This is a genomic window from Roseateles sp. P5_E4, assembly GCF_054049255.1.
Genome location: NZ_JBFUMS010000005.1, coordinates 156,624 through 181,175 on the forward strand (window position 1 = coordinate 156,624; position 24,552 = coordinate 181,175).

The 24,552-nt window shown below is 69.6% G+C and carries 21 protein-coding genes; 13 read left to right on the forward strand and 8 right to left on the reverse strand.

Annotated elements, in window-relative coordinates:
* Positions 1 to 53: 53 nt before the first annotated feature.
* Complete coding sequence (locus ACXJLH_RS11800; protein ID WP_457389874.1) at positions 54 to 1,136, forward strand: alkene reductase; 1,083 nt, start codon at positions 54 to 56, stop codon at positions 1,134 to 1,136.
* A gap of 79 nt (positions 1,137 to 1,215) precedes the next feature.
* Here the strand turns inward: ACXJLH_RS11800 and ACXJLH_RS11805 are convergent, their stop codons facing one another.
* Positions 1,216 to 2,346, reverse strand: a complete 1,131-nt coding sequence (locus ACXJLH_RS11805; protein WP_457444233.1) for a hypothetical protein — start codon at positions 2,344 to 2,346, stop codon at positions 1,216 to 1,218.
* The gene (locus tag ACXJLH_RS11810; RefSeq protein WP_457352222.1) at positions 2,346 to 2,912 is read right to left on the reverse strand and encodes an MOSC domain-containing protein; all 567 of its coding nucleotides are present in this window, start codon (positions 2,910 to 2,912) and stop codon (positions 2,346 to 2,348) included. Before ACXJLH_RS11810 ends, ACXJLH_RS11805 begins: the two co-directional genes overlap by 1 nt.
* Positions 2,913 to 3,006: 94 nt before the next feature.
* Here ACXJLH_RS11810 and ACXJLH_RS11815 point away from each other — a divergent pair, with 94 nt between their 5' ends.
* Complete coding sequence (locus ACXJLH_RS11815) at positions 3,007 to 4,257, forward strand: cation:proton antiporter (protein WP_082532833.1); 1,251 nt, start codon at positions 3,007 to 3,009, stop codon at positions 4,255 to 4,257.
* Complete coding sequence (locus ACXJLH_RS11820; RefSeq protein WP_056200690.1) at positions 4,254 to 5,372, forward strand: YbdK family carboxylate-amine ligase; 1,119 nt, start codon at positions 4,254 to 4,256, stop codon at positions 5,370 to 5,372. The genes ACXJLH_RS11815 and ACXJLH_RS11820 overlap by 4 nt, the downstream gene beginning before the upstream one ends.
* A gap of 61 nt (positions 5,373 to 5,433) precedes the next feature.
* On the opposite strand, the gene ACXJLH_RS11825 is transcribed toward ACXJLH_RS11820, so the two are convergent.
* Positions 5,434 to 7,284: a serine hydrolase domain-containing protein gene (locus tag ACXJLH_RS11825; protein WP_457444235.1), complete on the reverse strand. Its 1,851-nt coding sequence runs from the start codon at positions 7,282 to 7,284 to the stop codon at positions 5,434 to 5,436.
* Positions 7,285 to 7,396: 112 nt separating this feature from the next.
* On the opposite strand from ACXJLH_RS11825, the gene ACXJLH_RS11830 reads away from it, so the two are divergent.
* A complete protein-coding gene (locus ACXJLH_RS11830; RefSeq protein WP_457444236.1) occupies positions 7,397 to 8,575 on the forward strand; it encodes an MFS transporter in 1,179 nt (392 codons plus the stop codon).
* A gap of 242 nt (positions 8,576 to 8,817) precedes the next feature.
* The gene (locus tag ACXJLH_RS11835; RefSeq protein WP_457444238.1) at positions 8,818 to 10,704 is read left to right on the forward strand and encodes a phosphoenolpyruvate carboxykinase (GTP); all 1,887 of its coding nucleotides are present in this window, start codon (positions 8,818 to 8,820) and stop codon (positions 10,702 to 10,704) included.
* Between the two features lie 48 nt (positions 10,705 to 10,752).
* Here the strand turns inward: ACXJLH_RS11835 and ACXJLH_RS11840 are convergent, their stop codons facing one another.
* Both ACXJLH_RS11840 and ACXJLH_RS11845 read right to left on the reverse strand, forming a co-directional pair.
* Positions 10,753 to 10,971 carry a hypothetical protein gene (locus ACXJLH_RS11840; protein ID WP_056200702.1) on the reverse strand — a complete coding sequence of 73 codons (219 nt, stop codon included), beginning with the start codon at positions 10,969 to 10,971 and terminating at the stop codon, positions 10,753 to 10,755.
* Between the two features lie 98 nt (positions 10,972 to 11,069).
* On the reverse strand, positions 11,070 to 12,800 hold the full coding sequence (locus ACXJLH_RS11845; RefSeq protein ID WP_457444240.1) for a hypothetical protein: 1,731 nt from the start codon (positions 12,798 to 12,800) through the stop codon (positions 11,070 to 11,072).
* A 158-nt stretch (positions 12,801 to 12,958) separates the two neighbouring features.
* Here ACXJLH_RS11845 and ACXJLH_RS11850 point away from each other — a divergent pair, with 158 nt between their 5' ends.
* Complete coding sequence (locus ACXJLH_RS11850; protein ID WP_457444242.1) at positions 12,959 to 13,249, forward strand: hypothetical protein; 291 nt, start codon at positions 12,959 to 12,961, stop codon at positions 13,247 to 13,249.
* On the opposite strand, the gene ACXJLH_RS11855 is transcribed toward ACXJLH_RS11850, so the two are convergent.
* From ACXJLH_RS11855 to ACXJLH_RS11865, 3 genes are read right to left on the reverse strand one after another with little or no spacing between them, the layout of a single operon-like run.
* Complete coding sequence (locus tag ACXJLH_RS11855) at positions 13,246 to 13,791, reverse strand: DUF924 family protein (RefSeq protein WP_457444244.1); 546 nt, start codon at positions 13,789 to 13,791, stop codon at positions 13,246 to 13,248. The genes ACXJLH_RS11850 and ACXJLH_RS11855 overlap by 4 nt on opposite strands.
* The gene (locus ACXJLH_RS11860; RefSeq protein WP_056200707.1) at positions 13,788 to 14,006 is read right to left on the reverse strand and encodes a hypothetical protein; all 219 of its coding nucleotides are present in this window, start codon (positions 14,004 to 14,006) and stop codon (positions 13,788 to 13,790) included. The genes ACXJLH_RS11855 and ACXJLH_RS11860 overlap by 4 nt, the downstream gene beginning before the upstream one ends.
* Before the next feature lie 39 nt (positions 14,007 to 14,045).
* A complete protein-coding gene (locus tag ACXJLH_RS11865; protein ID WP_457444246.1) occupies positions 14,046 to 14,930 on the reverse strand; it encodes a hypothetical protein in 885 nt (294 codons plus the stop codon).
* Positions 14,931 to 15,075: 145 nt separating this feature from the next.
* On the opposite strand from ACXJLH_RS11865, the gene ACXJLH_RS11870 reads away from it, so the two are divergent.
* From ACXJLH_RS11870 to ACXJLH_RS11900, 7 genes are all read left to right on the forward strand, one after another.
* The gene (locus ACXJLH_RS11870) at positions 15,076 to 15,975 is read left to right on the forward strand and encodes an AAA family ATPase (RefSeq protein ID WP_235532036.1); all 900 of its coding nucleotides are present in this window, start codon (positions 15,076 to 15,078) and stop codon (positions 15,973 to 15,975) included.
* Between the two features lie 3 nt (positions 15,976 to 15,978).
* A complete protein-coding gene (locus ACXJLH_RS11875) occupies positions 15,979 to 17,226 on the forward strand; it encodes a vWA domain-containing protein (RefSeq protein WP_457444248.1) in 1,248 nt (415 codons plus the stop codon).
* Positions 17,227 to 17,343: 117 nt separating this feature from the next.
* Positions 17,344 to 17,658 (forward strand): BON domain-containing protein, encoded by a 315-nt coding sequence (locus ACXJLH_RS11880; RefSeq protein ID WP_457444250.1) that lies wholly within the window; start codon positions 17,344 to 17,346, stop codon positions 17,656 to 17,658.
* 90 nt (positions 17,659 to 17,748) lie between these two features.
* Positions 17,749 to 18,297, forward strand: a complete 549-nt coding sequence (locus ACXJLH_RS11885) for a CoxG family protein (RefSeq protein WP_457444252.1) — start codon at positions 17,749 to 17,751, stop codon at positions 18,295 to 18,297.
* Between the two features lie 219 nt (positions 18,298 to 18,516).
* Positions 18,517 to 19,620 (forward strand): acyltransferase family protein, encoded by a 1,104-nt coding sequence (locus ACXJLH_RS11890; RefSeq protein ID WP_457389886.1) that lies wholly within the window; start codon positions 18,517 to 18,519, stop codon positions 19,618 to 19,620.
* A 136-nt stretch (positions 19,621 to 19,756) separates the two neighbouring features.
* Entirely contained in the window at positions 19,757 to 21,748 is a 1,992-nt protein-coding gene (locus ACXJLH_RS11895) for a ferritin-like domain-containing protein (RefSeq protein WP_457444254.1), read from the forward strand.
* Complete coding sequence (locus ACXJLH_RS11900) at positions 21,729 to 24,545, forward strand: ATP-binding protein (protein WP_457444256.1); 2,817 nt, start codon at positions 21,729 to 21,731, stop codon at positions 24,543 to 24,545. Before ACXJLH_RS11895 ends, ACXJLH_RS11900 begins: the two co-directional genes overlap by 20 nt.
* Positions 24,546 to 24,552: the final 7 nt, after the last annotated feature.

The following is a 24,552-nucleotide window of genomic DNA, read 5'->3' on the forward strand; positions in this document are numbered from 1 at the left end:
AAGTCGGCCCCGGCCAGACTTGCAACCATCCTTACCGGCCCTATTTCACCGCTATGCCTACCCTTTTCGACCCCATCCGCTTCGGCGACATCCAGCTTGCAAACCGCGTCGTCATGGCGCCGCTGACGCGCAACCGCGCCACCCGCCAGACCCCGCACGACCTGCATGTCGAGTACTACCGCCAGCGCGCCGGCGCCGGCCTGCTGATCACCGAGGCGACCCAGATCCGCCCCGATGGCCAGGGCTATTTCGACACGCCGGGCATCCACACGCCCGAGCAGATCGCCGCCTGGAAGCAGGTGACGGACGCGGTGCATGCCGAAGGCGGCAAGATCGTCGTGCAGCTCTGGCATGTGGGCCGCATCTCGGTGAACAGCCTGCAGCCTGGCGGCCAGCAGCCGGTGTCGTCCACCAACCGCGCCGCCAAGACCAAGACCTATGCGGCCTATGGCGAACTGGTGCCCACCGACGCGCCGCGGGCACTCGCCACGCATGAGATCCCGCAGCTGATCGCTGACTATGTGCAGGCCGCCAAGAACGCCATCGCCGCCGGCTTTGACGGCGTCGAGGTCCACGGCGCCAACGGCTATCTGCTCGACCAGTTCCTGCGTGACAGCGCCAACGACCGCAACGATGAATACGGCGGCTCCATCGAGAACCGCGCCCGCCTGCTGATCGAGGTCATGACGGCGGTGGCCGGCACCATCGGCGCCGGCCGCACGGCGCTGCGCCTGAGCCCGGTCACGCCGAGCAACGACATCGGCCAGGACAGCAATCCGCAGGCTCTCTTCAACTACGTGGCCAACCAGCTCGCGCCGCTGAAGCTGGCCTTCCTGGAGGTGGTGGAAGGCGCCACCGGCGGCGCACGCGACGTCGCGCCCTTCGATTACGCCGAGCTGCGCCGCCGCTTCAACGGCCCCTATATCGCCAACAACGGCTACGACCGCACCATGGCCCTGGACGCCGTCGCCAGCGGCAAGGCGGACGCGGTGGCCATCGGCCGGCCCTTCATCGCCAACCCCGACCTCGTCGAGCGCATCCGCGGCGACTTGCCCTGGGCCGCGCCGCAGAAGGAGACTTTCTACGGCGGCGGTGCCGAGGGCTACACGGACTACCCGGTGCTGAAGCGCGCCTGACCCATACGCCGCCGATATGGCGGCGTGCCGGTACCGAGCTGCGACGACGCCAATGACCTGATGGCCGGCTTCAACGCCCTCAGGACTGGAAAGCGCCGGGGTGGCGCGCCGGCCCGTTGAGGGCCTGGCTGGTGTGAGAGTGGCGGTACTCGCGCGAAGGCGCGAGCTTCAAGCCGCCCTCCTCGCCCGCGTCGGCAGCCTTGCCGCGCAGTGACGAATCGGGCTTGAGCCGGTAGTCGTCGCGCGCCGCGCGCACGAACTCATCCCAGTCGGCGTGGAAGTTGGCGCGCCGCGTCCAATGCCCCTCGGCCGCGAGCTGGGGGCCGCTGACGAGCAGGTTGTTGGCCAGCACGACCTCGGCCTGCGGCGGCGTCACGCGCAACCAGATGCCGCCGCTGGGCAGTTGGTCCACCAGCGTGTTGTTGACGAGGTAGAGGGCCTGCTTTTCCCATTTCGCACCCTCGACGCCGAAGGAAATGACGTGCGGGTTCTCCGTCGTCGAGCTCTGCATGATGAGGTTGCCCATGACGACGGCGACGCCGCCGTTGGGGAACTCCAGCTCATAGCTCGCGCGGCCACCGATCTCGTCGGACAGGCGGTTGTAGAGGATGTGGTTGAGGGCCGCGCGGCTCTTCAGCAGATGGCCGTGCAGGCCGTGGTGGAAGTAGCTGCCGGTCACGGCCAGGCGCTTGATGGCGCCGACGTAGAGGTTGTGCGTCTTGCCCTCGCGCGGCAGGATGGGGCCGAAGTCGCAGTCGACGATGTCGAGCTCGATGGCCTCATCGTTGGCGGTCAGCACGCCGTTCTCGTTGTCGCTGAAGGTGCAGTCCACCAGCGTCAGTGAACCGGCCTCGACGCGGATGCCGGCGCCGTTGCGATCGGGCACCGCGGCGCCGGTGAAATCGAAGCCTTCGATGCGCTGGCGCCGGCCGGTCGTCACGAACAGGCCCTTGCCCTGCGCGTGGGCGCCGGCCGCGACCAGCTTCACGCGGCCGCCGACGGCACGCAGCGTCAGCCCGTGCTGGGGCCAAGTGGCGACATCGGCCACGTACTCGCCCGCATCGACCTCGACGAGCATGCCGTCACGCGCTTGGCGGGCCGCGGCGGCCAGCGACTTGACGGCGCGCCTGGGTCCGACCTGCAGCACCGGGCCGGCATAGGCGGCAACGGGCGCCAACCCTGCCACGGCCAACAGCAGCCGGCGCCGCATTAGCCCTTCTTCTTCATTTTTGCCTTGAAGAGCTCGACGATGCCCACCTCGCGTGGGCCTGCGATCAGCTCGAAGCTCTCGCCGGCCGTGATCGAGCCCTCCCGCTTCACGGCGAGGTAGAAACCGCAGTAGCCGCTCTGCGCCATCAGCTTGGCGGCCTGGTTGAAGCCCATGTGCGCGTTGAACTTGAAGCAGGGGTAGCGCGGCTCGGACACGACGAGCTCGCAGTCCGGGAAGCGCAGCACGTCGCCGATCCAGACCCTGCTTTCCAGCAGGCCCGTCAACGTCAGGTTCTCGCCGCAATCCCCCGGCTGCAGCGCGCCTTCCACCTTGGCCTGGCCGCGCACCGTCTGCCAGAAAGCGTAGTGCTCCTGGGGGTAGGCATAGACGGCCTTGCTCAAGCCGCCGTGCACGCTCAGGTCGGCCTGCTCGTCGCCGTCCAGGCCCAGGGGCCGGACATCGACGGGCCCCTGGCAGTGGCGCTTGCGAATGGCCGAATCCAGTACCTGGCCCGAGGTCGCAACAAAGTGTTCGACGCGGGCGGTGTTCACGCTGACGACTTGCATGGCGGCCATTGTCCAGGAGGCTTTCGGCATGTCGGCCTACAAGGGCGCGCCGACCGTGCGTCTAGGCTTCGGCCAAAACTTTTAGGGAGAGCCTATGAATGCACTAGACACCGGCGCGCGGGTCTGGGCCGGCTTGGCCGTTCCTCCGTCCAGCGCGCTGATGTTCGTCGTTGGCGTGCTGCTGGCCGGCGCTCTGGCCGGCGAATTCATCGCCGCGACGACGCGGCTGCCGCGCGTGGTCGGCTACACATTGGCAGGCTGCGTGGCCGCTGCCTTCGGCCACGGCGTTGCGATGCCGCTGGCCGGCGCGGCCCAGACTGTGACCGACCTGGCCCTGGGCCTGCTGTTGTTCGAGATCGGCAGCCGCGTGCACCTGCGCTGGCTGGTCCGCAACCCTGGCCTGGCGCTGACCAGCCTGGCCGAAGCCCTGCTCAGTGCGCTGGCGGTGGCCTTCGTGCTGCGCCTGTTCGACCTCAGCTGGCAGACAGCCATCGCCTGCGCCATCCTGGCCATGCCGGCGCCCGCCGCCGTGTCCGGCCGCGTCGCGATGGAATTGGGGGCTGCGGGTCAAGTCACGCAGCGGGCTTCGTTGCTGACGGCCTTGAACACGCTGTACGCCGTTGTCGCGCTGATCCTGATGCGCACCTGGTGGGCGGCCGACGACGGCGGCAGCCTGTCGCAGGCGCTCGCTGGCCTGGCGATCTCGCTGCTGACGACACTGGGGCTGGCCGCGCTGCTGGCGGGCGCCGTCTACCTCGTCGCGCGGCGACTGGACCTGCGCAACGAGAGCGCCGTGCTGCTGCTGTTCGGCCTGGTCGCCTTCGCCATCGTCGCCGCGCGCGCCATCGGCGTGTCGACGCTGCTGATGCCGCTGCTGGCGGGCCTGCTGCTGCGCAACACCAGCGACCGGCCCTGGGTCTGGCCGCGTCACTTCGGCACCTCGGGCGGGGCGCTGGTGCTGATGCTCTTCGTCATCGTCGGCTCGGCCTGGTCGCCCAAGATCCTCGTCGCCGGCGGCTTCGCCGCGCTGGCGCTGCTGGCAGCCCGCTTCATCGCCAAGACCGTGGCCATCGTGGCGCTGGCGCCCATGGCCAAGGCCAGTTGGCGCCAGGGCCTGGCGCTATCGATCACGATGACGCCGCTGTCCGCGACCGCCCTGGTCATGCTCAGCGAGCTGATGCGCGCCGAGCCTGAACTGGCCGCTGGCGCCGTGCCCATCATCCTGGCCAGCATCGCCGTGCTGGAGCTGATCGGCCCCATCGCCGTGCAGTTCGCGCTGCGCCTGGCCGGGGAACTGCCGCCCGCGCCCAAGCGCGTCCCACGCAACAAGGAGGCCGTTGAATGAGCCTGGGTGATTTCTCCAAATCGCAGCCGCTCACCCTCGGTGTCGAGCTCGAACTGCAGATCGTCAACAGCGACGACTACGACCTCGCGCCTGTCTCGGGTGACCTGATGCGGCTGATGGAAAAGCGCAGCATCCCGGGCGACGTGAAGCCCGAGATCACCAGCAGCATGATCGAGCTGGCCACCGGCGTCTGCACGGGCTTCGGCCAGGTGCTGTCGGAGCTGGGCCAGATCCGCGACGCGCTGGTGGACTGTGCCGAAAAGCTGGACGTGAGTCTGTGCGGCGGCGGCACCCACCCCTTCCAGCACTGGAAGCGCCAGCGCATCTTCGAGACGCCGCGCTTTCATGAGCTGTCGTCGCTGTACGGCTACCTGTCCAAGCAGTTCACCATCTTCGGCCAGCATGTCCACATCGGCTGCCCGAGCGCCGACGAAGCCCTGGTGCTGCTGCACGGCATGAGCCGCTTCATCCCCCACCTGATCGCGCTGGCAGCATCGTCTCCGTTTGTGCAGGGCGAGGACACCGGCTTCGATTCGGCACGCCTGAACTCGGTCTTCGCCTTCCCGCTGTCGGGCCGTGCGCCGTTCGTGCAAACCTGGACCGACTTCGAGGCCTACTTCGCCAAGATGACCCGCACCGGCGTTGTCTCGGGCATGAAGGACTTCTACTGGGACATCCGCCCCAAGCCCGAGTTCGGCACCATCGAAGTCCGCGTGCTTGACACACCGCTGACCATCGAGAAGGCGGCGGCCCTGGCCGGCTTCATCCAGTGCCTGGCGCGCTGGATCACGGTGGAGAAACCGTTCAAGCTCAGCGAAGACGATTACCTGCCCTACACCTTCAACCGCTTCCAGGCCTGCCGCTTCGGCCTGGACGGCACCTTCGTCGATCCCGAGACCGGTGACCACCGCGTGCTGCGCGACGACCTGATCCATGTGCTGACCAAGCTGGACACCCACGCCGGTGACCTGCACGCGGAAGCCGCGCTGCAATACATGCGCCGCGAGATCAACGGCATTGGCAACGACGCATCCTGGCTGCGGCGCGTCGAGGCCGAGAACCACCTGTTGCCCGAAGTGGTGAGGCGGGCGGCCAAACGCTGGCACGGCAGCTGAAGCGGTCACCAGCTGGCCGCGGACCCATAGGCAGCCCACGGCCGCGAAGTGCTCGAAGTGCTCACGGCACCTGCACGACCGCCAGGCCGTCCTCGACCAACAGCTTGCTGCCCCACCCCGGGCCGAAGACGCCGGCGCCGATGCGGTATCGGCCCTTCTCCTTCGGCGCCCAGGTGAAGCGGAACGTCCGGGTTTGCAAGGTGTCCAGCTTCTGGTCGGCGAAGAATTGCTGCCCGACCTTGTTGCCGGCCTCGTCCTTGACCTCGAAATTGACAACGACCGCGTGGGCTGGCCCGCCCCGGTTGGCGACGACGAGGTCGAAGGCCGCTTCGTCGCCCGGCGCCAACGCGGCCTGCACGGGTTGCACCGACAGCGCGAGCAGGGGCGGCGGCGCGGTCTGCGGCGCGGCGGGCCGGCGTGCGGACAGCCACTCCCGGAGCTTGCTCGTGATCAGTTCCGGCTCGGTATCGATGTTGGACAACACGACGACCGTCACGTCTTCGTCGGGAAACATCTCGAACCGATTCGTCGCGCCCGGCGCGCCGCCGCCGTGCCAGACGACGCGGCGGCCGTTGTACCTCTCGACATGGGCCCCGTAGCCGTATTCGACGCCATCGGGCTGCTCGGTCACACCGGTCCAGAACTGCTCGACCAGGTCGCGCCTCAACAGGCGGCCGCGATACAGCGCGTCGGCGAAGCGGGCCATGTCGCCGACCGTGGAGAAGGCCATGTTGGCCGGTGACCCGATCAAGGGCAGTTGCGCGGTGCTCGGCGCCTTGCCGCCGGACGGCGCATCCTCGTGGGCCGTTGCCACGCGATGCCTGCCGTCGGTGGGAGAACAGAAGCAGCTGTCGTGCATGCCGGCCGCAGCGAACACATGCCGCTGCACGTAGTCGCGATAGGGCTCGCCCGACACCCGCTCGATGATGGCACCCAGCAGGACATAGCCCGCATTGCTGTAGCTGAATTGCTGGCCTGGGGGAGAGGCCAGCGGGGCGCCGATGAAGGAGGCCGTCATCTCGGCCACGCCACGCGCGGTGCGCGGAGGTTCCAAACCCTTCTCGATGGCTTCCCGTGCGCCGACCATGCCGGACGTGTGCGACAGCAGGTGGTGCACCGTCACCTGCCGTCCCAGCTCGGTGTCGGCCAGCTCGGGCAACAGCTTGCCGACCGGGTCCGACAGCCGGACCTTGCCCGCCTGCACCAGCTGGCCCACGCCGACGGCCGTGAACATCTTGGTGATCGAGGCCAGGTTGAAGCGCGTGCGCAGCACGTTGCGGGCATGGGCATCCCGATCCGCATCACCCACGGCCCGCGCGTAAAGCGTGCGCCCGCCGCCTTGCACGAGCACGGCGCCCGAGAACCGGTCGCTCGCAGCGAGAAAGTCGATGAGCCCATCCAGCCGTGCGCGCCAATGCCGCCCGTCCAGCCCGGCCTCGGCCAGTTCCGGCGGCGCGTTGGCCGAGCCGATTCCCAAGGCGACGATCTTGTGGGGTGGTGCCGGCTCGGAGAATTCCGGCGGCTTGGCGGCGGTAAAGACCGACAGGCGGTACCAGGCAGACGTCGCCAAGCCTTGCGCCAGGGCTTCGATCCCGATGGCGCTCGACCGCTCGACGCGACGCAGCGCCAGGCCGCCTGTCATCGCATGCAGGCGCCGCAGATCCTGGACCTGTCCCGCGGCGAACTGGCGGTCTCGTTCGGCGGCGTCGAAGCTGTCAGCGACCAGCGCCTGCAACGCAATGGCGTCACCGCTATTGAGCACGTTCAGGAGGGTGCCGAGCCGCTCCCCGGGGGCGGTTTGCGGCAGCGGCGGCGAGACGCTTGCCGGCGTTCGGGAGGCATCCGCCGCGTTGGCGACCAGCGGCGCGACCAGCAGCATCAGCAGCGCGAGCGCAGACGGAACAGGCTTCATCGTTTCTCCAGAGCGCGACGGAAGGCGAAGATGCCGCTGAATCAGTGCGTCATGCCTCAGTATTCCCCAGCACAGCTGGCAACATGGCGGCCGCTCCTGCTGCCATTCCCTCATGATCGACACCCTCGCCCGCACCCGCTGGGCCATCGTGCTGCTGCTGTGCGCCTGCGGCGTGCTGGCCGGCGGCCAGTTCGCCAAGATTTCCATCGAGTTCACGCGGCTGCAGGCGGTCTACAACGCCTCGCCCGCCGGCATGGGCTTGCTGCTGTCGACCGTCGGCGTGGTGGGCCTGCTGTGCGGCGTCGTGGCGGGTTGGCTCGCGCCGCGGGTGGGCTATCGCCGCCTGCTGCTGATCGGCCTGGGCGGCGGCGCCTTGCTGTCGGCTCTGCAAGCGTTGCTGCCGCCTTTCGGCCTGTTCTGGGCCAGCCGTGTGCCCGAGGGCGCGGCCCATCTGGCCATCATGGTGGCCACGCCGACGCTGCTGATCCACGCCTGCGCGCCGCCACACCGCACCGCCGTCATGGGCCTGTGGGCCACGGTGGTGGGCCTGGCCTTCGCCGTGCTGGCCGGGCTGGATCGCCTGCTGCCCCAGGGCCTGGCGCCGCGCGAGACCCTCGCCGGGCATGCACTGTTGCTGGCCCTGGCGGCGCTGGCGGTGCGGCTGTGGGTGGCCGACGTCCGCGCGGCGCCCGCGCCGGTCATGGCAGGCGCGCGCGCCGGTGTGCTGGCCCTGCACCGTGAGGTCTATGCCGACCTGCGCACCGCGCTGCCCGGCCTGGCGTTCTTCTTCTATGCCTTTCCGACGATCGCGCTGATCACCTTCGTGCCCCGCTTCAGCGGCCAGGGTCAGGGCGGTTTTCACACGGTGCTGCCGCTGATGGCCACGGCGGGCACGCTGGCGGCAGGATGGGCCGCGCGGCGCTTCGAGGGCGGCTTGAAGCTGGTACGCCTGGCGTACCTGGCTTTTGGCGCCGCGGCACTGGCGTTGGCGGTGGCGGCGCTGGCTGGCGCGCCCACGGAGGCGCTGGCACTGCTGACGTTGACCTGCGCCGGCCTGGGCGGCGGCGCCGCGTCCACATTGATCCCGCAGCTCAACCCCACCCCGGCCCAGCAGGCTCGCGCTTCCGGCGTGCTGGTGCAACTGGGCAACCTGGGATCCGTGAGCGGCCCGCCGCTGTTCGCGGCGCTGGCGGATCGCTTCGGCCTGGTCGGCCTGGCCGGTCTTGCTGCTTTGACGGCCACCGTGGCGTTGCTGGTGCTGGGGCGGCTGGGTACGCGACTCGAGGGCTGACGACCCAGGAAGTTGCGTCAAGTTTCACGCACTCTTCGCGCAAACCCTAGCCCCACTTCGCCACCGCCGTGAGCCGCGCGGCCGCGCTGGCATGGTGTTATTCCTGTTTTGCATGACCCCCACCGATCCCGGTGGTTACGGCGTGATTACATTGGATTCGACAATCCACCTCCTCAGGTTCGGTGTGCTTGGGCCAGCTCGCCAGCTGCCCCAAACACATTCCCATGATTGGAGCTTTCGCCATGAACCAACCCGCCATGCAGGGGCTGCGGCTGAACCTGCCCGCCTATGTCAAAAACGCCCGGCTGATTGCCTGGGTGGCCGAGATCGCCGCCCTCACGGAGGCCGCCGACGTCTATTGGTGCGACGGCAGCGCCGACGAATACCAGCGGCTGTGCGACCAGCTCGTCGCCGCCGGTACCTTCAAGAAACTCAACCCCGCGCTGCGCCCTGGCAGCTACCTGGCCAACTCGGACCCGAGCGACGTCGCCCGCGTCGAGGACCGCACCTTCATCTGCTCCGCCAAGAAGGAAGACGCCGGCCCGACCAACAACTGGATGGCTCCGGCCGAGATGCGCAGTTTGCTGCAGACCGGTCAAGCTGACGGAACCCCGGCCCTCTTCAAGGGCTGCATGCGCGGCCGTACGCTCTACGTGGTGCCCTTCAGCATGGGGCCGCTGGGCAGTCCGATCGCCCACATCGGCGTGGAACTGAGCGACAGCCCCTATGTCGCCGTCAACATGCGCACCATGACGCGCATGGGCCGCGCCGTCATCGAGCTGCTGGGCACGGATGGCGACTTCGTGCCTTGCGTGCACACCGTGGGCGCACCGCTGGCAGAAGGCCAGGCCGATGTGAGCTGGCCCTGCAACAAGACCAAGTACATCGTCCATTTCCCTGAAACGCGCGAGATCTGGAGCTATGGCTCGGGCTACGGCGGCAACGCGCTGCTGGGCAAGAAGTGCTTCGCGCTGCGTATCGCGTCCACCATGGGCCGCGACCAAGGCTGGCTGGCCGAGCACATGCTGGTACTGGGCGTGGAAAGCCCGCAGGGCAAGAAGTACCACGTCGCCGCCGCCTTCCCGAGCGCCTGCGGCAAGACCAACTTCGCCATGCTGATCCCGCCTGCCGCATTCGACGGCTGGAAGATCACCACCATCGGCGACGACATCGCCTGGATCAAGCCCCACGCCGACGGCAAGCTCTACGCCATCAACCCCGAGGCCGGCTATTTCGGTGTCGCCCCGGGCACCAACTCGCATACCAACCCCAACTGCATGGACAGCCTGGAGCGCGACGTGATCTTCACGAACGTGGCGCTGACCGACGACGGCGACGTCTGGTGGGAAGGCATGACGGACACACCGCCCGCCCACGCCATCGACTGGCAGGGCAAGGACTGGACGCCCGCGATCGCCAAGGAAACCGGCGCCAAGGCCGCTCACCCGAACGCCCGCTTCACCGTGGCTGCGACCAACAACCCGGCGCTGGACGCCAACTGGGACAACCCCGCCGGTGTGGCCATCGACGCCTTCATCTTCGGCGGCCGCCGCTCCACCACGGTGCCGCTGGTGACCGAGGCGCGCGACTGGACCGAGGGCGTCTACATGGCCGCGACCATGGGCAGCGAGACCACCGCCGCCGCCGCCGGCCAGCAGGGCATCGTGCGCCGCGACCCGTTCGCCATGCTGCCCTTCATGGGCTACAACATGGCCGACTACTTCCAGCACTGGCTGGACCTGGGCGCCAAGCTTGAAGCCTCGGGCGCCAAGCTGCCCGCCATCTACTGCGTCAACTGGTTCCGCAAGGGTGCCGACGGCAAGTTCGTCTGGCCCGGCTACGGCGAGAACATGCGCGTGCTGAAGTGGATGCTGGACCGCCTGGAAGGCACTGGCGGCGGCCAGGAGCATGTGTTTGGCGTGACGCCCGGCTACACCGACCTGAACTGGGATGGCCTGGACTTCTCGCCGGAGAAGTTCGACACCGTGACCCGCATCGACGCCGCCGAATGGCAGGCCGAGATGAAGCTGCACGACGAGCTGTTTGCGCAGCTCGCCTTCCACCTGCCGGCCGCGCTGCCGGCCGTCAAGGCGCGCATCGAAGAGCGCCTCGCGAAAGAGGCGGGCTGACCGTTTCTCTTCGGCAGCATCAGCATGGGCGCCTTCGGGCGCCCGTTTTTATCTCCGGCTGCCGAACACCAGCAGCAAGCCGCCGATGGCGATGGCGCCCACGCCCAGCCATACCGGCACATTGACCGTTTCCTTCTCCTTGGCCGAGACCTCCAGCGAGCCCAGCTTCACGACGGTCTTGTCCTTGGTGTAGCTGAAGCCGCCCATTGCGAGGCTGGCCGCGCCGATGACGAGCAGCAGGATGGCGATGATCTTGGTGGCACCCATGGCGCGCTCCTTGGTTTGAGATGGGCCCAGGCTAAGGTCGGCAGCATGTGACAAACAGTGTCCGACAGCGCGATGCACTGTCAGACGACGCCGACACCTCAGGGATAGTCCTTCAGCGTCGCCGTATTGCTGCCGCCCTTGCAGCGCGCCGAGTCACCCGCGTCGTTGATGACGCGCTCGATGCTGCCCTTGTCCACCAGGCAGACGGTGATCATGTGGTGGAAGCGCACACCAGGCGCCCGAGGCACTTCAATGGCGCGGTCCAGCAAGACGTCGGGCTTCAGGAAGACGCTGTAGACCCCCAGGCCCCAGGCCTCGTGGCGCGTCACGGTGTCGGCCACCTTGTAGGCCGCATAGCCGCGGGCACCCGCTGCATTCGTCCACTCGCCTTGCGTGGGCGGGTCATACGGGATCTCGGACTGGTAGAAGTAGACGCGCCCGCCATTGCCCTGCCAGACGACCTGCTCCTTCTGGAAGTGCTCGACAAAAAGGCCATAGATGGTCACGTCCTCGCCGTTGACCCACAGGCCGTGGGCGGACGGGTTGCTGGTCCAGCTGACACCCTCGCCATGGTCAGCGCGCCAGATCCAGGTGTGGTCGATCACGGTGTCGTGGGCGTTGATGCGCAAGGCCGTGTCCACCTGCCCGGCCGCCGCGCCGCCGATGCGGAAGAACAGGTCGTGCAGCACGATGGGGTCGGCTTTGTGACGCTTCCTTGAGCCGGCCGGCGCCACCTCCATCAGCACGCCAGAGTCCTGCTTGCCGGCGTCGAGGAACAGGCCCGAGATCGTCAGCCCGTCCATGTCCGCCGTCTTCAGCAGCGGCTGGCCGTTGTCCGAGCGCAGCGTCGGGAAGCCGATGCCCAGCACCACCGTGCCGGACCGCTTCACCTGCAGCGTCTGCGTCAACAGGTACTCGCCCGGCGTGAACAGCAGGTGCTTGCCGGCGGCCAGCTGGGCGTTCAGCGTCGCCGCTGTGTCGCCGGGTTTGGCGATGAAGAACTGGCCGATGGGCAGCGTCTTGCCGGGCGCCACGGCGCCATTCGCCCACGAGATGCCGGCGCTGTCGCGCCGCAAGGCAGGCACTCGCACGGCGTACTGCCCCTTGGCATCGATGAAGAGCCAGGGCTTCTCGCGCACCAGCGGCGTCTTCGCAATCTTGGTAAAGCGCTGGCCTGGCGTCGGAAATTCGCCGTCGGGTGCGCCAGCCACGCCGACGAAGACCATGTTCCAGTTCGAACCCGTCCAGCTGCCCCACTGGCTGTTGCGCGAGATCCATTGCTGCTGCGTGGCCGAGTTGACCTGGCCATCGACCAGCACGTCCGAGAACCAGCCGCCGCTGGCCCAGCCCTTGTTCTGGTTCAGGCGGATATTGCCGCGCACATGCATGCGCCGAAACGGGATGGCCTGGGACACGGCCCACTGCAGGGTGTTGTCGCCGATACCTAAAGTGGGCGTGACCGCGAAGTTCTCGGCACCGCGCCAGAAGTTCTGCGTCGCGTTGTCGCCATCCAGGAAGGCCGTTGAGCGCAAGTCGCCGATGACGTGGACGTCGTCCGGGTGTGCGCCCAGGCCCAGCACATGCGTGTAGAAGCCCACCGGAATGCGCAAGTCCTGGTAGGTGCCCGGCTTGAGCAGGATGGCGTCGCGGCGCGGGCCGAAATGGTTGGGCTGCTGGGCGGCGTAGATGCCGTCGATCAGCGCCTGCAGGCCCGGCGTCGCCGGGTCGACGACATGCACGTTGGGGCCGAAGTCCGGCACCTCAGCCGCCAGAGCCGGAGCCGCCAACCCCACGGCCAGCACGGCCACCATCGCTCGCTTGCACTGCATGTCTCTTCCTCGCCAGGTCTCTGGTTGTCGCTGTTTGGAATCGGTTCCACTTCCCGTATTGGATCATGTCCAGGCCGCCTGGTCTTCCGGGTTGCTAAGGCGGCAGGCGGCGCACAATGGCGTCACTTGAGCTGCCTGCAACCAGGCGAGGAGGCCAGATGAGCCAGGGCTTCGGTCACGAATTGCCATCACGGCACAACCAGCAGGAGCACCGTCAGGTCTCCCGCTACCTGATCGTCATCGCGTCAAGCGGCGGCCCGGTCGCCAAGCTCTTTCTGGACAGCCGCGAACAGGTGGGCGAATTCGATGCCAGCACCGAAGAGGTCGCCGTCATGACGCGCAACGCGTCGTCATCGACGGGCGCTTCGGGCCCCGAATGGAACAAGGCCCTCGCCGGCCACAGCGCCGAGGAGCGCGCGGCCGCGATGGTCTACCTGCTCGACGTCTAGAAGCTCGATCCCGGCTGCTTCAGGAAGGCTTCTTCCTCGGCCGTCGACGCGCGGCCAAGGATGGTGTTGCGGTGCGGGTAGCGCCCGAAACGGTCGATGATGGCCTTGTGCTTGAGCTCGAAGTCGTGCGTGCCCTGCGGCGCGCGTTCCTTCATCAGCGGCTCGCCCGCCGCGTGGATGGCGGCGGATTCGCTGTGCATATAGGGCATGAAGAGGAAGGCGCGCTGCTCGACCGGCAGGGCCAGGTCGGCACCGGCAGCGACGGCCTCCTGCGCCAGCGCGAGGGCCAGCGGATCGGCCGCGAAGGCGCCGGGCGTGCCGCGGTGGATGTTGCGGGCGAACTGGTCCAGCACGATGACCTCGGCGAGCCGACCTTCGGGCACCGCGCGCCAGGCGAAGAGTTCGCAGCACCTGGCCTGTTCGTGCAGGGCGCCGAAGCGCGTGCGGACCTGGTCGTCGAAAGCGGTGTCCACCGTCCACCACTGCGCAGGCTTGATCTCCTGGAACCAGAAGCGAAGGATGTCGTCAGGCGTGGCCCTCATTTGCGCCCGCCAAACACCAGCAGCAAGCCGCCGACCGCAATCGCGCCCACGCCCAGCCACACCGGCAGATTGACTTCCTCCTTCTGCTTGGCCGACAGCTCCAGCGGCCCGAGCTTCACGACGGTGCTGTCCTTGGTGTAGCTGAAACCGCCAGTGGCCAGGCTGGCGGCGCCGGCGATGAGGAGGAGTACGCCGACGATCTTGGCGAAGTTCATAACAGGGCTTCCATGGGGTGAAGACCCAAGCTTAGAGCCTCACCACGCGTAGCTCGCCCCCAGCAACCCGTAGTTCACGCCTCCCTGGGGTCCGCGGCTGCGGCCGACGCCGGGGGTGACGGTCCAGCCGGCCCCCGCGGCGATGGCCGCCTTCATCTGCACGCTGCGCAGGTTGCCGCCATCGTGCAGCCGGTCCTGCATCACCTCGCCGTTCAGCGCCACGCGCTCGCTGACGCGGTAGGTGGCGCCGAGCTGGTGGCTGCGGTCCAGCGCCGCCTCGTCGCGGTTGATGGCCGTCACGCGATTGCCCAGCAGCGGCACACCGGCCAGCAGGCCACCGCTGTTCGTCGCTTGCGTCGTGCTCGTCGTGTAGCGGCTGCGCATGACGGCGCCGTAGACGCTCAGGCGCGGCGTGACCGCCACCGCGCCGTGCACGCCCAGGCCATGGCCCCGCAGGCGCTGCTCGACCGGCGTGGCCGCGCCGCCGCCTGACGCCACCGTGCCCCGCGCACGGGCACTGCGCTTCACCGCATCGATACCGACGTTGACGCCCTCCGCCGGCCGCCAGTCCACCGCTGTAGCCAGGTCCGTCTGGCGCAGGCGCTCACCGTCGCGGCGCTGGCTGGCGTTCACGCTGGCCTGCCAGGCCTTGCCGGCCACGCCACCACCGACCGCGACCTGCCGGGGCTTGACGCTGTTGCCGCTGGCCAGGTCGTGGCTGCGCGACTGGCCGGCGCCCAGTTGCACCCAGGCGCGCTCACCCACGGGCAGGCTGACCGCCGCCGCGCTCTGATTGCGCTGGCCATCGCGCTGCACGGCGAGGTTGACGGCGCGTTTGTCGGCATTCGGTGCCACCTCCTCGGCGTGGACCATGCCGGCCAGCATCAGGGCGGTGGCAATGAGGCAGAGTTTGGACGTGTTCATGAGCGGGCTCCGTTGGATATCGAGTGCTGCGGGACGCTTCGGTCCCTCAACCCGACAACGCCGCCCGCGGCACAAAACTTCCCCGCCCAGATGTAAGCAGGCGCAGCCCACCGCATACTTGCTCCAACTACCCATGAGGCCTGCCGTGCCCGATCCCGCTCCGGACAGCAGCATCGACGCCGTCGCCCAGGCCCTTCAGGCCCAGGCCTATCTGCCCTCGCGCGAGCTGGCGACAGCCGCCTTCCTCGCGCTGCGCCTGTCGCGGCCCTTGCTGCTGGAAGGCGCGCCGGGCACCGGCAAGACGGCCATTGCGGCGGCACTCGCCACGGCCCTCGGCCGGCCGTTGATCCGCCTGCAGTGCTACGAAGGCCTGGACCTGGCCGCGGCCGCCTACGAGTGGAATTACGCGCGGCAGATGCTGGAGATCCGCCTCGCGCAGGCACACGAACGTGAACGCACGGCCGACGAACTCTTCGCGCGCCGCTTCCTCATCGAACGCCCGCTGCTGCAGGCGCTGACGACAACCCCGGCGCCCGTGCTGCTCATCGACGAGCTGGACCGCGCCGACGCGCCCTTCGAAGCCTTTCTGCTGGAGTTCCTGGCCGACTTCCAGATCACCATCCCCGAACTCGGCACCCTCACGGCCGCCACACCACCGCTGGTCATCCTCACCAGCAATCGCAGCCGCGAGGTCCACGACGCCGTCAAGCGCCGCTGCCTCTATCACTGGGTGGACTTTCCCGATGCCGCGCGCGAGCTCGCCATCGTCAGCGCGCGCTTGCCGCAGATCGAGCGGCGGCTCGCCGCGCAGGTCGTCGCCTTTGTGCAGGGCCTGCGCCAGCTCGACCTCTACAAGCTGCCCGGCCTGGCCGAGACGCTGGACTGGTCGCGCGCCCTCATCGAGCTGAACGCCGTCAGCCTGGACCCGGCCACGGTGCAGTCGACCTTGGGCGTGCTGCTGAAATACCAGGACGACATCGCCCGCGTGCAGGGGAGCGAGGCCGCAAGGCTGCTTGCAGAACTGCGGCAGAGCGTCGAGGGCTGAGCCGTGGACCCGCATGCCGAGCGCTGGGCCGCTCCCGAGCCGGCATGCATCCCCTCGGGGGATCGGCTGGTGTACCCGCCCGCCGAGGGGCACCACCTGGCGGAAAACCTTGTGCATTTCGGCCGCGTCTTGCGCACGGCCGGCTTGGCCCTAGGCACCGACCGGCTGCTGCTCGCCGCCCAGGCGCTGGAAGCCGGTGGCCTGGCCTCGCGTGCCGACTTCAAGGCGACGCTGGCCGCCTGCCTGGTCGACCGGCCCGAGCACCGACCGCTGTTCGAGCAGGCCTTCCACGTCTTCTGGCGCGACCCCGACCTGCTCGGCCGCATCATGGCCCTGCTGCTGCCGCAGGCCCAGGGCCGTGCGGGCGCACCGCCACCACCCGAGAACCGGCGCCTGGCCGATGCGCTGTTTCCTGGCGCGCCTGCCGATTCGCCGCGCGCCGAGCAGGTCGAGATCGAGGCGCGTCTGGACGCCGGCAACCGCGAGCTGCTGCAGCGGCGCGATTTCGACACGATGACGGCCGCCGAATGGGCCGCCGCGCGCCAGGCCCTCGCCGCGTTGCAGCCGCGCCTGGCGCAACAGCTCACGCGCCGCCATGCGCCCGCGCCGCAAGGCCGCATCGCCTGGCGCGCCACGCTGCGCGCCGAGGCCCGGTGCGACTTCGCCCTGCCCACCCGTGAGCGCGCCCGCCGCCGCCCGACACCCCTGGTGCTGCTGGCCGACATCTCGGGCTCCATGGGCCGCTATTCGCGGGTGCTGCTGCATCTGGCCCAGGGCCTGTTGAATCCGGCCGGCGGCGCGGGCGAGGCCCCCGTCGTTGAAGCCTTCGTCTTCGGCACCCGGCTCACGCGCATCACGCGCCAGCTCAAAGCCCGCGACCCCGACGCGGCGCTGGCCGCCGTGTCCGCCGCCGTGCCGGACTGGGCCGGTGGCACCCGCATCAGCCAGAGCCTGCACGCCTTCAATCGCGACTGGGCGCGCCGCGTGCTGGGCGGCGGCGCAGCCACGGTGCTGCTCGTCACCGATGGCCTGGAACGCGACGCCGAGGACGGCGGCGCGCACCTGGCCTTCGAAGCCGAGCGGCTGCGCCTGTGCTGCCGCGAGCTGATCTGGCTGAACCCGCTGCTGCGCTTCAAGGCTTTCCAGCCGCGCGCCGCCGGCGTGAAGGCACTGCTGCCCCAGGTGACTCGCCATCTGCCGGTGCACGACCTCGACAGCATCGACCGTCTGCTCGACGCCCTGAAGCGATAGCCCACGTCCTACAGGCAGGCGGCGCAACGTCCGCCCTGCACGGGCAGTCCCACTGCTTAGATTTCGGTTTCGGCGGTGCGCATCCAGTGCTACCGCTTCCGATTGAAAGGAAGAGTCATGAAGATTTCGCAACTCGCTTCGCTGCTGGTCGCCGCTGCCCTGGTCACGCCGCTGGTCGGCCATGCCGATGACAAGCCGCCCGGCGCGGCCAAGGCCTGGGTCAAGGACTCGGTCGTGACGACCAAGATCAAGACGCAGCTCGCCACCAGCAAGATCTCGTCGCTGGCCATGCTTCACGTCGAGACCGACGCCAACGGCTATGTGCAGCTGACCGGCAAGGTCGCCACGCAGGCCGAGAAGGACCGCGCCGAAGCCATCGCCAAGGCGGTCGACGGCGTGAAGTCGGTCGACAACCAGCTGACCGTCAAGTAAACAGCGCCCCCCGGCCTCCCGCGCTGCCCGTCAGGCCCTGTCTGGCGGGCAGCGCTTTTTGTTGGCCGGGCCGACGGTCAGAATCGGTGCATGAATCTGACCGGCCAGCAGCATCTGCCCGTGTCCCAGGCCCAGGCCTGGGCCGCGCTGAACGACACCGCGATGCTGCAGGCCGCCGTGCCCGGCTGTGAGGCCCTTACGTCGACCGGCGACAACGCCTTTGACCTGTTGATGGCCGTGTCCATCGGGCCCGTGAAGGCCAGGTTCAAGGGCAAGCTGCAACTGTCCGAGTTGACCCCGCCGCAGAGCTACCGCATCGGCTTCGAGGGCTCGGGCGGCGCGGCCGGCCATGGCAAGGGCCAAGCCTTCGTCCAGCTGCAGGCCGTGTCGCCCAGCGAAACGGTGCTGAGCTATGACGTGACGGCCAGCGTCGGTGGCAAGCTGGCGCAGATCGGCTCGCGTCTGGTCGATGCGGCGGCACAAAAGCTGGCGCAGGACTTCTTCATCCGCCTGCAGGCCGCGCTGGTTGAACGCCATCCGCCAGCCGCCGCGCCGGCCCTCGCCGCAAGTGCCGCGCCGGCCGAGCGCCGCCACGCGCTGCAGCGCCTGCGCGCCTGGCTGCGCCGCTGGTTCGGGTGAGGCGGTTTGCAAAGAACAAGCACCTCTTCGTGACCAGCTGAAACACCATGGGGATTTCCCCAGCGCGCCACCGGTACAATTTCACATGTCCGAGACAACGGGCCTGCCTGCGCAGGCCCGTTCTTTTTGTGCAATGAATCCACAGCCCCCGCACCCACTTCGCTCGCCGCCCTCCCGGGGTGTGCGTCAGCGCGTGCCAGCGGCTGGGCCGCATTGATCATGTCCAGCCCCGCCGGCCGACTGCCCCATCTTGACGTGCTGAAGGCGCTCGCGGCACAGATCATCGTGCTGCACCACCTGGTCAGCTACGGGCCGATCGCCCGCGCCGCCCACGCCGCCCTGCCCCTGCTGGCCGGCGCCATGCATCAGTACGGGCGCATGTCGGTGCAGATCTTCCTGGTCGTCGGCGGCTATCTCAGCGCGCGCGGCCTGTCGCCGCGTGGACAGGCCCTGCAGGCCGCCGTGCCCGAGCTGCTGTGGCGGCGTTATCTGCGGCTGGTGCTGCCCTTCCTGGCGGCGCTGGCCCTGACACTGGGCATCTCCGGCCTCATCGCTTCGTCCTGGCCCGAGCTGGTGCCCGCCGACATCAGCGTCGGCCAGCTTCTCGCTCACGCGCTGCTGCTGCATGACGTGCTGGGCTACGAAGCGCTGACCGTGGGCGCCTGGTATGTGGCCATCGACCTGCAGCTGTTTGCCCTGCTCGTGGGCCTGCTGTGGCTGGCACGGCGCGGCTGGCGGCACCCAAGCCGTCTCGTCGTCGGCCCCGTCCTCGTCGCGGCCGCCGCGCTGGCCTCGGCCTGGGTGTTCAACCGCCAGCCGGAGCTCGACGCCTACGCACCCTACTTCTTCGCGTCCTATGGCCTGGGCGCTCTCGTGCATTGGCTGGGTCTGTCGCGTCACCGCCGCGCCGGCCTGCTGCTGCTGGCAGTGGCCGTGAGCGCCGCGCTGATGGTGGAATGGCGCGACCGCCTCGCCCTGGCGCTGGCCACGGCGTTGTGGCTGTCCTGGGCGCAGGCCCGCCATGCCGAGGGCCGTCAGCTGCTGCCGGCCGCCTTGGCTTCGGCCTTCGCCAGCGCCGCAACGCCCTCCTACGCACTGTTCCTGCTGCATTTCCCGGTGCTGCTGCTGAGCAACGCCCTGCTCGCGCATCTGCCGGGCGCGACGCCCGAAGCCGGCCTGGTGCTGCTTGTGGCCACCTGGCTGCTGGCCAACGGCCTGGCTGTGCCCTTCCACCGCTGGGTGGAGGCGCCGGCCGCCCGCTTCGATCCACTGGCATGGCTGCCGCGCCTGCAGTGGGCCCCTCGCCCAGCCTCGCGTCGCTGAACGCGCGCGGTCTGATCGGTTCCGCGAGGACGGCGATGCTTGCGGACCGGGCGCTCGGCCCGTAGCCGCGAACAACCGCCGACATCCCGCAACTGCGTGCTAATGTCGCGCGCTGCTAGTCCCAGGCCGCGCTTCCATGACGATTCAAACCCCGGCCGCGGCCCCCAGCCGCGAGCAACTGCTGCACAGCCTTTACGAGGCCGCCGAGCTCGAGCACAACCTCATGTGCACCTATCTCTACGCGGCCTTCAGCCTCAAGCAGGGCGAGGCCGAGGGGCTGGGTGCCGTCGAGGCCGAGGCCGTCGAGCGCTGGCGGCGCGAGATCATCGCTGTCGCCATCGAGGAAATGGGCCACCTGGTGGCGGTCTGGAACATCACGGCGGCGCTGGGCGGCGCGCCGCGCATCGGCCGCGGCAATTTCCCGCTCGACCCCGGCAATCTGCCAGCCCGCGTCGTCGTCAAGCTTGCACCTTTCAATGACGCGACGCTGCAGCACTTCATCTTCCTGGAGCGCCCCGAGGGCAGCGCTGAAGAGGACGGCGAAGGCTTTGCCGCCGAGCGCCTGTTCACGCGCGGCTCGACGGCACCGCGCGTCACGCCGATGGCGCGCGACTACGACACCGTCGGCCATTTCTACGCCACGCTGAGCGCCGACCTGCGCGCCTTTGTCGAGCTACACGGCGAGGCCGTGGCCTTCTGCGGCAACCGCTGGCTGCAGCTCGGGCCCCAGGAGCTCACCCTCGGCGGCGCCCGCCATGTGCTGTGCTCCAAGACGGCGCTGGCGGCCTTCGACGCCATCGTGCAGCAGGGTGAGGGCGCCCCCAGCGACAGCGCCACCTCTCACTACCACCGCTTCGCCGCCATCCGTGAGGAGCTGGCCCAGCTGCGCGCCGCCCACCCGGGCTTCGAGCCCGCCTGGCCGGCCGCCACCAACCCGGTGCTGCGCCGCCCGCCGCGGCCCGAGGGCCGGGTCTGGCTGGAGAACCCGGCCGCGGCGGCGACGGTGGACATCGCCAACGCCAGCTACGGCCTGATGCTGCGCCTGCTGGCCCAGAGCTATCTGCTGCCCGGGCCGTCGGCCGAGAAAAGCCTGATGGTGGATCTGGGCATCTGCCTGATGCGCGCCTTCACGCCGTTGGCCGAGCATGCCGCGCGGCTGCCTGCCGGCGCGAGCAATCCGGGCTGCAACGCCGGCGTCAGCTTCACCGCCCTGCGCGACGCGGCAGCGTTGCCACCGGGGCCGGCCGCGCGGCGCTTCGTCGTCGAACGCCTGGGCCAGATCGCCGACGCAGCGGCCAGCCTGCACGCCGAGCTCGGGGCCGAACGCAGCGGCCGCGCGGCACGCCTGCTGCAGTCGCTGCGCGAACGCGCCGAGCGCGGGCTGGACCTGAACGCGCCCGTCGCCGCGCCTGCACCCGCCACTGCGCCCGCCCCGGCACCTGCCGCGGCAGCACCGCCCCCGCCACCCACGGAGACCGTCGACGGCATCGAGATCGTGCGGGGCGACAAGCTCGAATTGCGCTTCGAGGCACAGCGCTGCATCCATGCACGCTTCTGCGTGACCGGCGCGCCCAAGGTCTTCCTCGCCAATGTGCAAGGCCCCTGGCTGCACCCGGACGCCATGCCCGTCGAGCGCCTCGTCGACATCGCCCATGCCTGCCCGTCGGGCGCCATCCAGTACCGCCGCAAGGACGGCGAGGACGACGAGGCGCCGCCGCCGGTCAACTTGCTGTCGGTGCGCGAGGCCGGCCCCTATGGCATACGCGGCGAGCTGGTGCTGCGCGGCCAGGCCATCGGCACGCGCGCCACGCTGTGCCGCTGCGGCGCGAGCAAGAACAAGCCCTTCTGCGACGGCAGCCACCACGACATCCACTTCGACGCGACCGGCGAGCCCGAGACCGGTCTGCTGGGCCTGCCCACCGACATGCCCGCCATGCGCGATGGCCGCATCGACATCGAGCCCGAGCCCAACGGCCCGCTGCAGCTGCGCGGCCAAATCGAGGTGCTGAGCGGCACCGGCCGCATGGTCTGCCGCGTCGCGCAGGCGCGGCTGTGCCGCTGCGGCGGCAGCCAGACCAAACCTTTCTGCGACGGCACGCATGCCCGCAATGGCTTCAGTGCCGACTGACGCCAGCGACACCCGAAGCGCGCTGCAGCAGATGGCGGCGCGCACGCTGATCTGGATCGTCGGCGTCGTGGGTACCGTGGCCGCGCTGATCGGCGCCGGCGAGGCCGCCCTCGGCCTGCGCGCGCTGTGGGGCAGCCAGCGCCTCGTCGTCGGGCTGGCGTTGCTGGCAGTCAGCGGCGCAGGCTGGCTGCTGTGCCGCGCCGGCCGCGCGCGGCTGGCCACAACCCTGATCCTCGGCGGCACGCTGATCGCCCTCGTCGCCCACGCGGCCCATATTGGCCTGGGTGTGCACACCGTCATCCTGGCGGCCGGCGCCCTCGTCATCGCGCTGGGCGGTGGCGTGGCCGGCAATGCGGCGGCAGCCGTGCTGACCGTGCTCTACCTCGCCGCCATCGGCGTGCTGGCCGCGATGGAAGCCCAGGGCCTGCTGCCGGGCTTGAGCGCGCCGCGCCAGCCGCAGCTGCTCGATCGCCTCGTCGCCCACTTCCTGATCGCCACCAGCGGCCTGGCCTCGGCCCTGCTGCTCAACCGCATCCTGGGCACGGCACTGGCGCGCGCCATCGGCGAGGAGGCCCGCCTGGCTCGCCTCGTGCAGGCCGCCCACAACTGGGCCTGGGAAGCCGACGCCAAGTTCCGCGTCACCATGCTGTCCGATGAGTTCGAGGCCCTGTCCGGCCACAAGCGCGAAGACTTCCTGCGCATGGGCGAGCCCGGCGGCGCCATGCTCGTGCGCGACGCCGACTACCCCGGCCTGCTGGAGGACATCCGCGCCAAGCGCGCCTACCGCGACCGCATCAACGGTTTTCGCGCGCCCGACGGCCGGCTGCTGTGGACGCTGGGCTCGGGCGAGCCCGTCTTCGATGCGAACGGCAGCCACATTGGCTGGCGCGGCGTCAGCCACAACATCACCGGCGAGCGCCTGGCGCTGCAGCAGCACCAGCGCACCGCCAACATGCTGGACCGCGTGCTGCGCGCCAGTCCCGACGCCATTTGCGTGGCCCATATGGAAGACGGCCGCATCCGCTTCGCCAACTCCGGCTTCTGTGCCCTGGTGGGCCTGTCGCGCGACGAGCTGATGGGCCACTCGGGCCGTGAGCTCGGCCTATGGCCCGACAGCGGCGAGCCCAGGCGCCTGGCCGCCGAGCTGGCCGCGTCAGGCATCGTGCGCGACTTCCGCTCCGCCCTGCTGGTGCACGGCGAGTGGCGTGACGTGCTGGTGTCGGCCGCAACGCTGGACTGGGAGGGCGAGCCGGCCACCATGCTGATCGCCCGCGACATCACCGAGCGCGAGCGCGCGCGCATCGAGGCCGAGGCCATCCTCGACCACGCCAGCGTCGGCATCGCGCTGACGCGCGGCGAGCGCTTCGAGCGCGTCAATCGCCACTGGCAGGAGATCTTCGGCGGCACCGAGCCGCAGCTGGCCGATGGCCACGCCTGCCTGCCTTCGGCCCAGGAGGTCGCCAGCGCCGCACTGGCATTCGAGCGCGACTTCATCCGCCCCGATGGCCGGCGCATCACCGTGCAGTTCAACGCCCGCGGCCTGCCAACGACGCTGGCCGGCCGCAGCGAAGGCCGCAACGACCAGGACTGCGACCACGCGACGCTCTGGGTGGCCGAGGACGTCACCGAACGCCGCCGCCAGGAGCGCGAGCTGCGGTCTGCCAAGCAGCAGGCCGAAGGCGCCAGCCACGCCAAGAGCGCCTTCCTCGCGACGATGAGCCACGAGATCCGCACGCCGCTGAACGGCGTGCTGGGCCTGGCGCGGCTGCTGCAGCAGGCCGGGCCGGACGAGCGTCGGCCGCAGTACCTGGCCCACCTCGTGGCGGCGGCCGAGTCGCTCAATGAGATCGTCTCCAACGTGCTGGACTTGTCCAAGATCGAGGCGGGTCATCTCGAGCTGGAGACCATCGAGTTCGACCTGCACGCGCTGGCCCAGGCCGGCTTCGAAGGCTGCGCGGCACTGGGCCGCGAGCGCGGCCTGGACATGCAGATCGAACTCGCACCAGGCCTGCCGCGCCTGGTCATCGGCGACCCGCTGCGGGTGCGCCAGATCATGGCCAACTTCCTCGTCAACGCGCTGAAGTTCACCGAGCGCGGCCACATCCGGCTGAAGCTGTCGTCGGCCGGCGAAGGCCGCGTGCGCATCGTCGTCGCGGACAGCGGCATCGGCGTGCCGCTGGAGTTGCAGAGTCGACTGTTCCGCCCCTTCGCCCAGGCCGACGACTCGACGACGCGGCGCTTTGGCGGCACCGGCCTGGGGCTTTCCATCTGCCGCGAGCTGGCCGCACGCATGCAGGGCCGCGTCGGCGTGCAGAGCGACGGCGCGAACGGCTCCAGTTTCTGGGCCGAGCTGGCCCTGCCTACGGCCCTGACCATCGACGACACCGCTGCGCGCAAGCGCATCCCGATGCCGCCGCGCTACCCGCTGGCCGGCCAGCGCCTGCTCGTCGCCGAGGACAACCCGGTCAACCGCCTCATCATCACGGCCCTGCTGCAGCGCCTGGGCGCCGAGGTCGTTGAGGCCGAGGACGGCGAGCAGGCCGTCTGCCTCGCGCGCGAGCAGGCCGGGCGACTGGACGGGGTGCTGATGGACCTGCACATGCCCAAGGTCGATGGCCTGAAAGCGACGCAGCTGCTGCGCGCCGACCCGATCACCGCCCAGCTGCCCATCCACGCCTTCACGGCCGCCGTGCTCGACCAGGAACGCCAGGCCGCGCTGGCCGCCGGCATGAACGGCTTCATCGCCAAGCCGGTGGCCGAAGAAGAAGTGATCCGCGTGTTGGGGCGCCAGCCCTGAACGGACG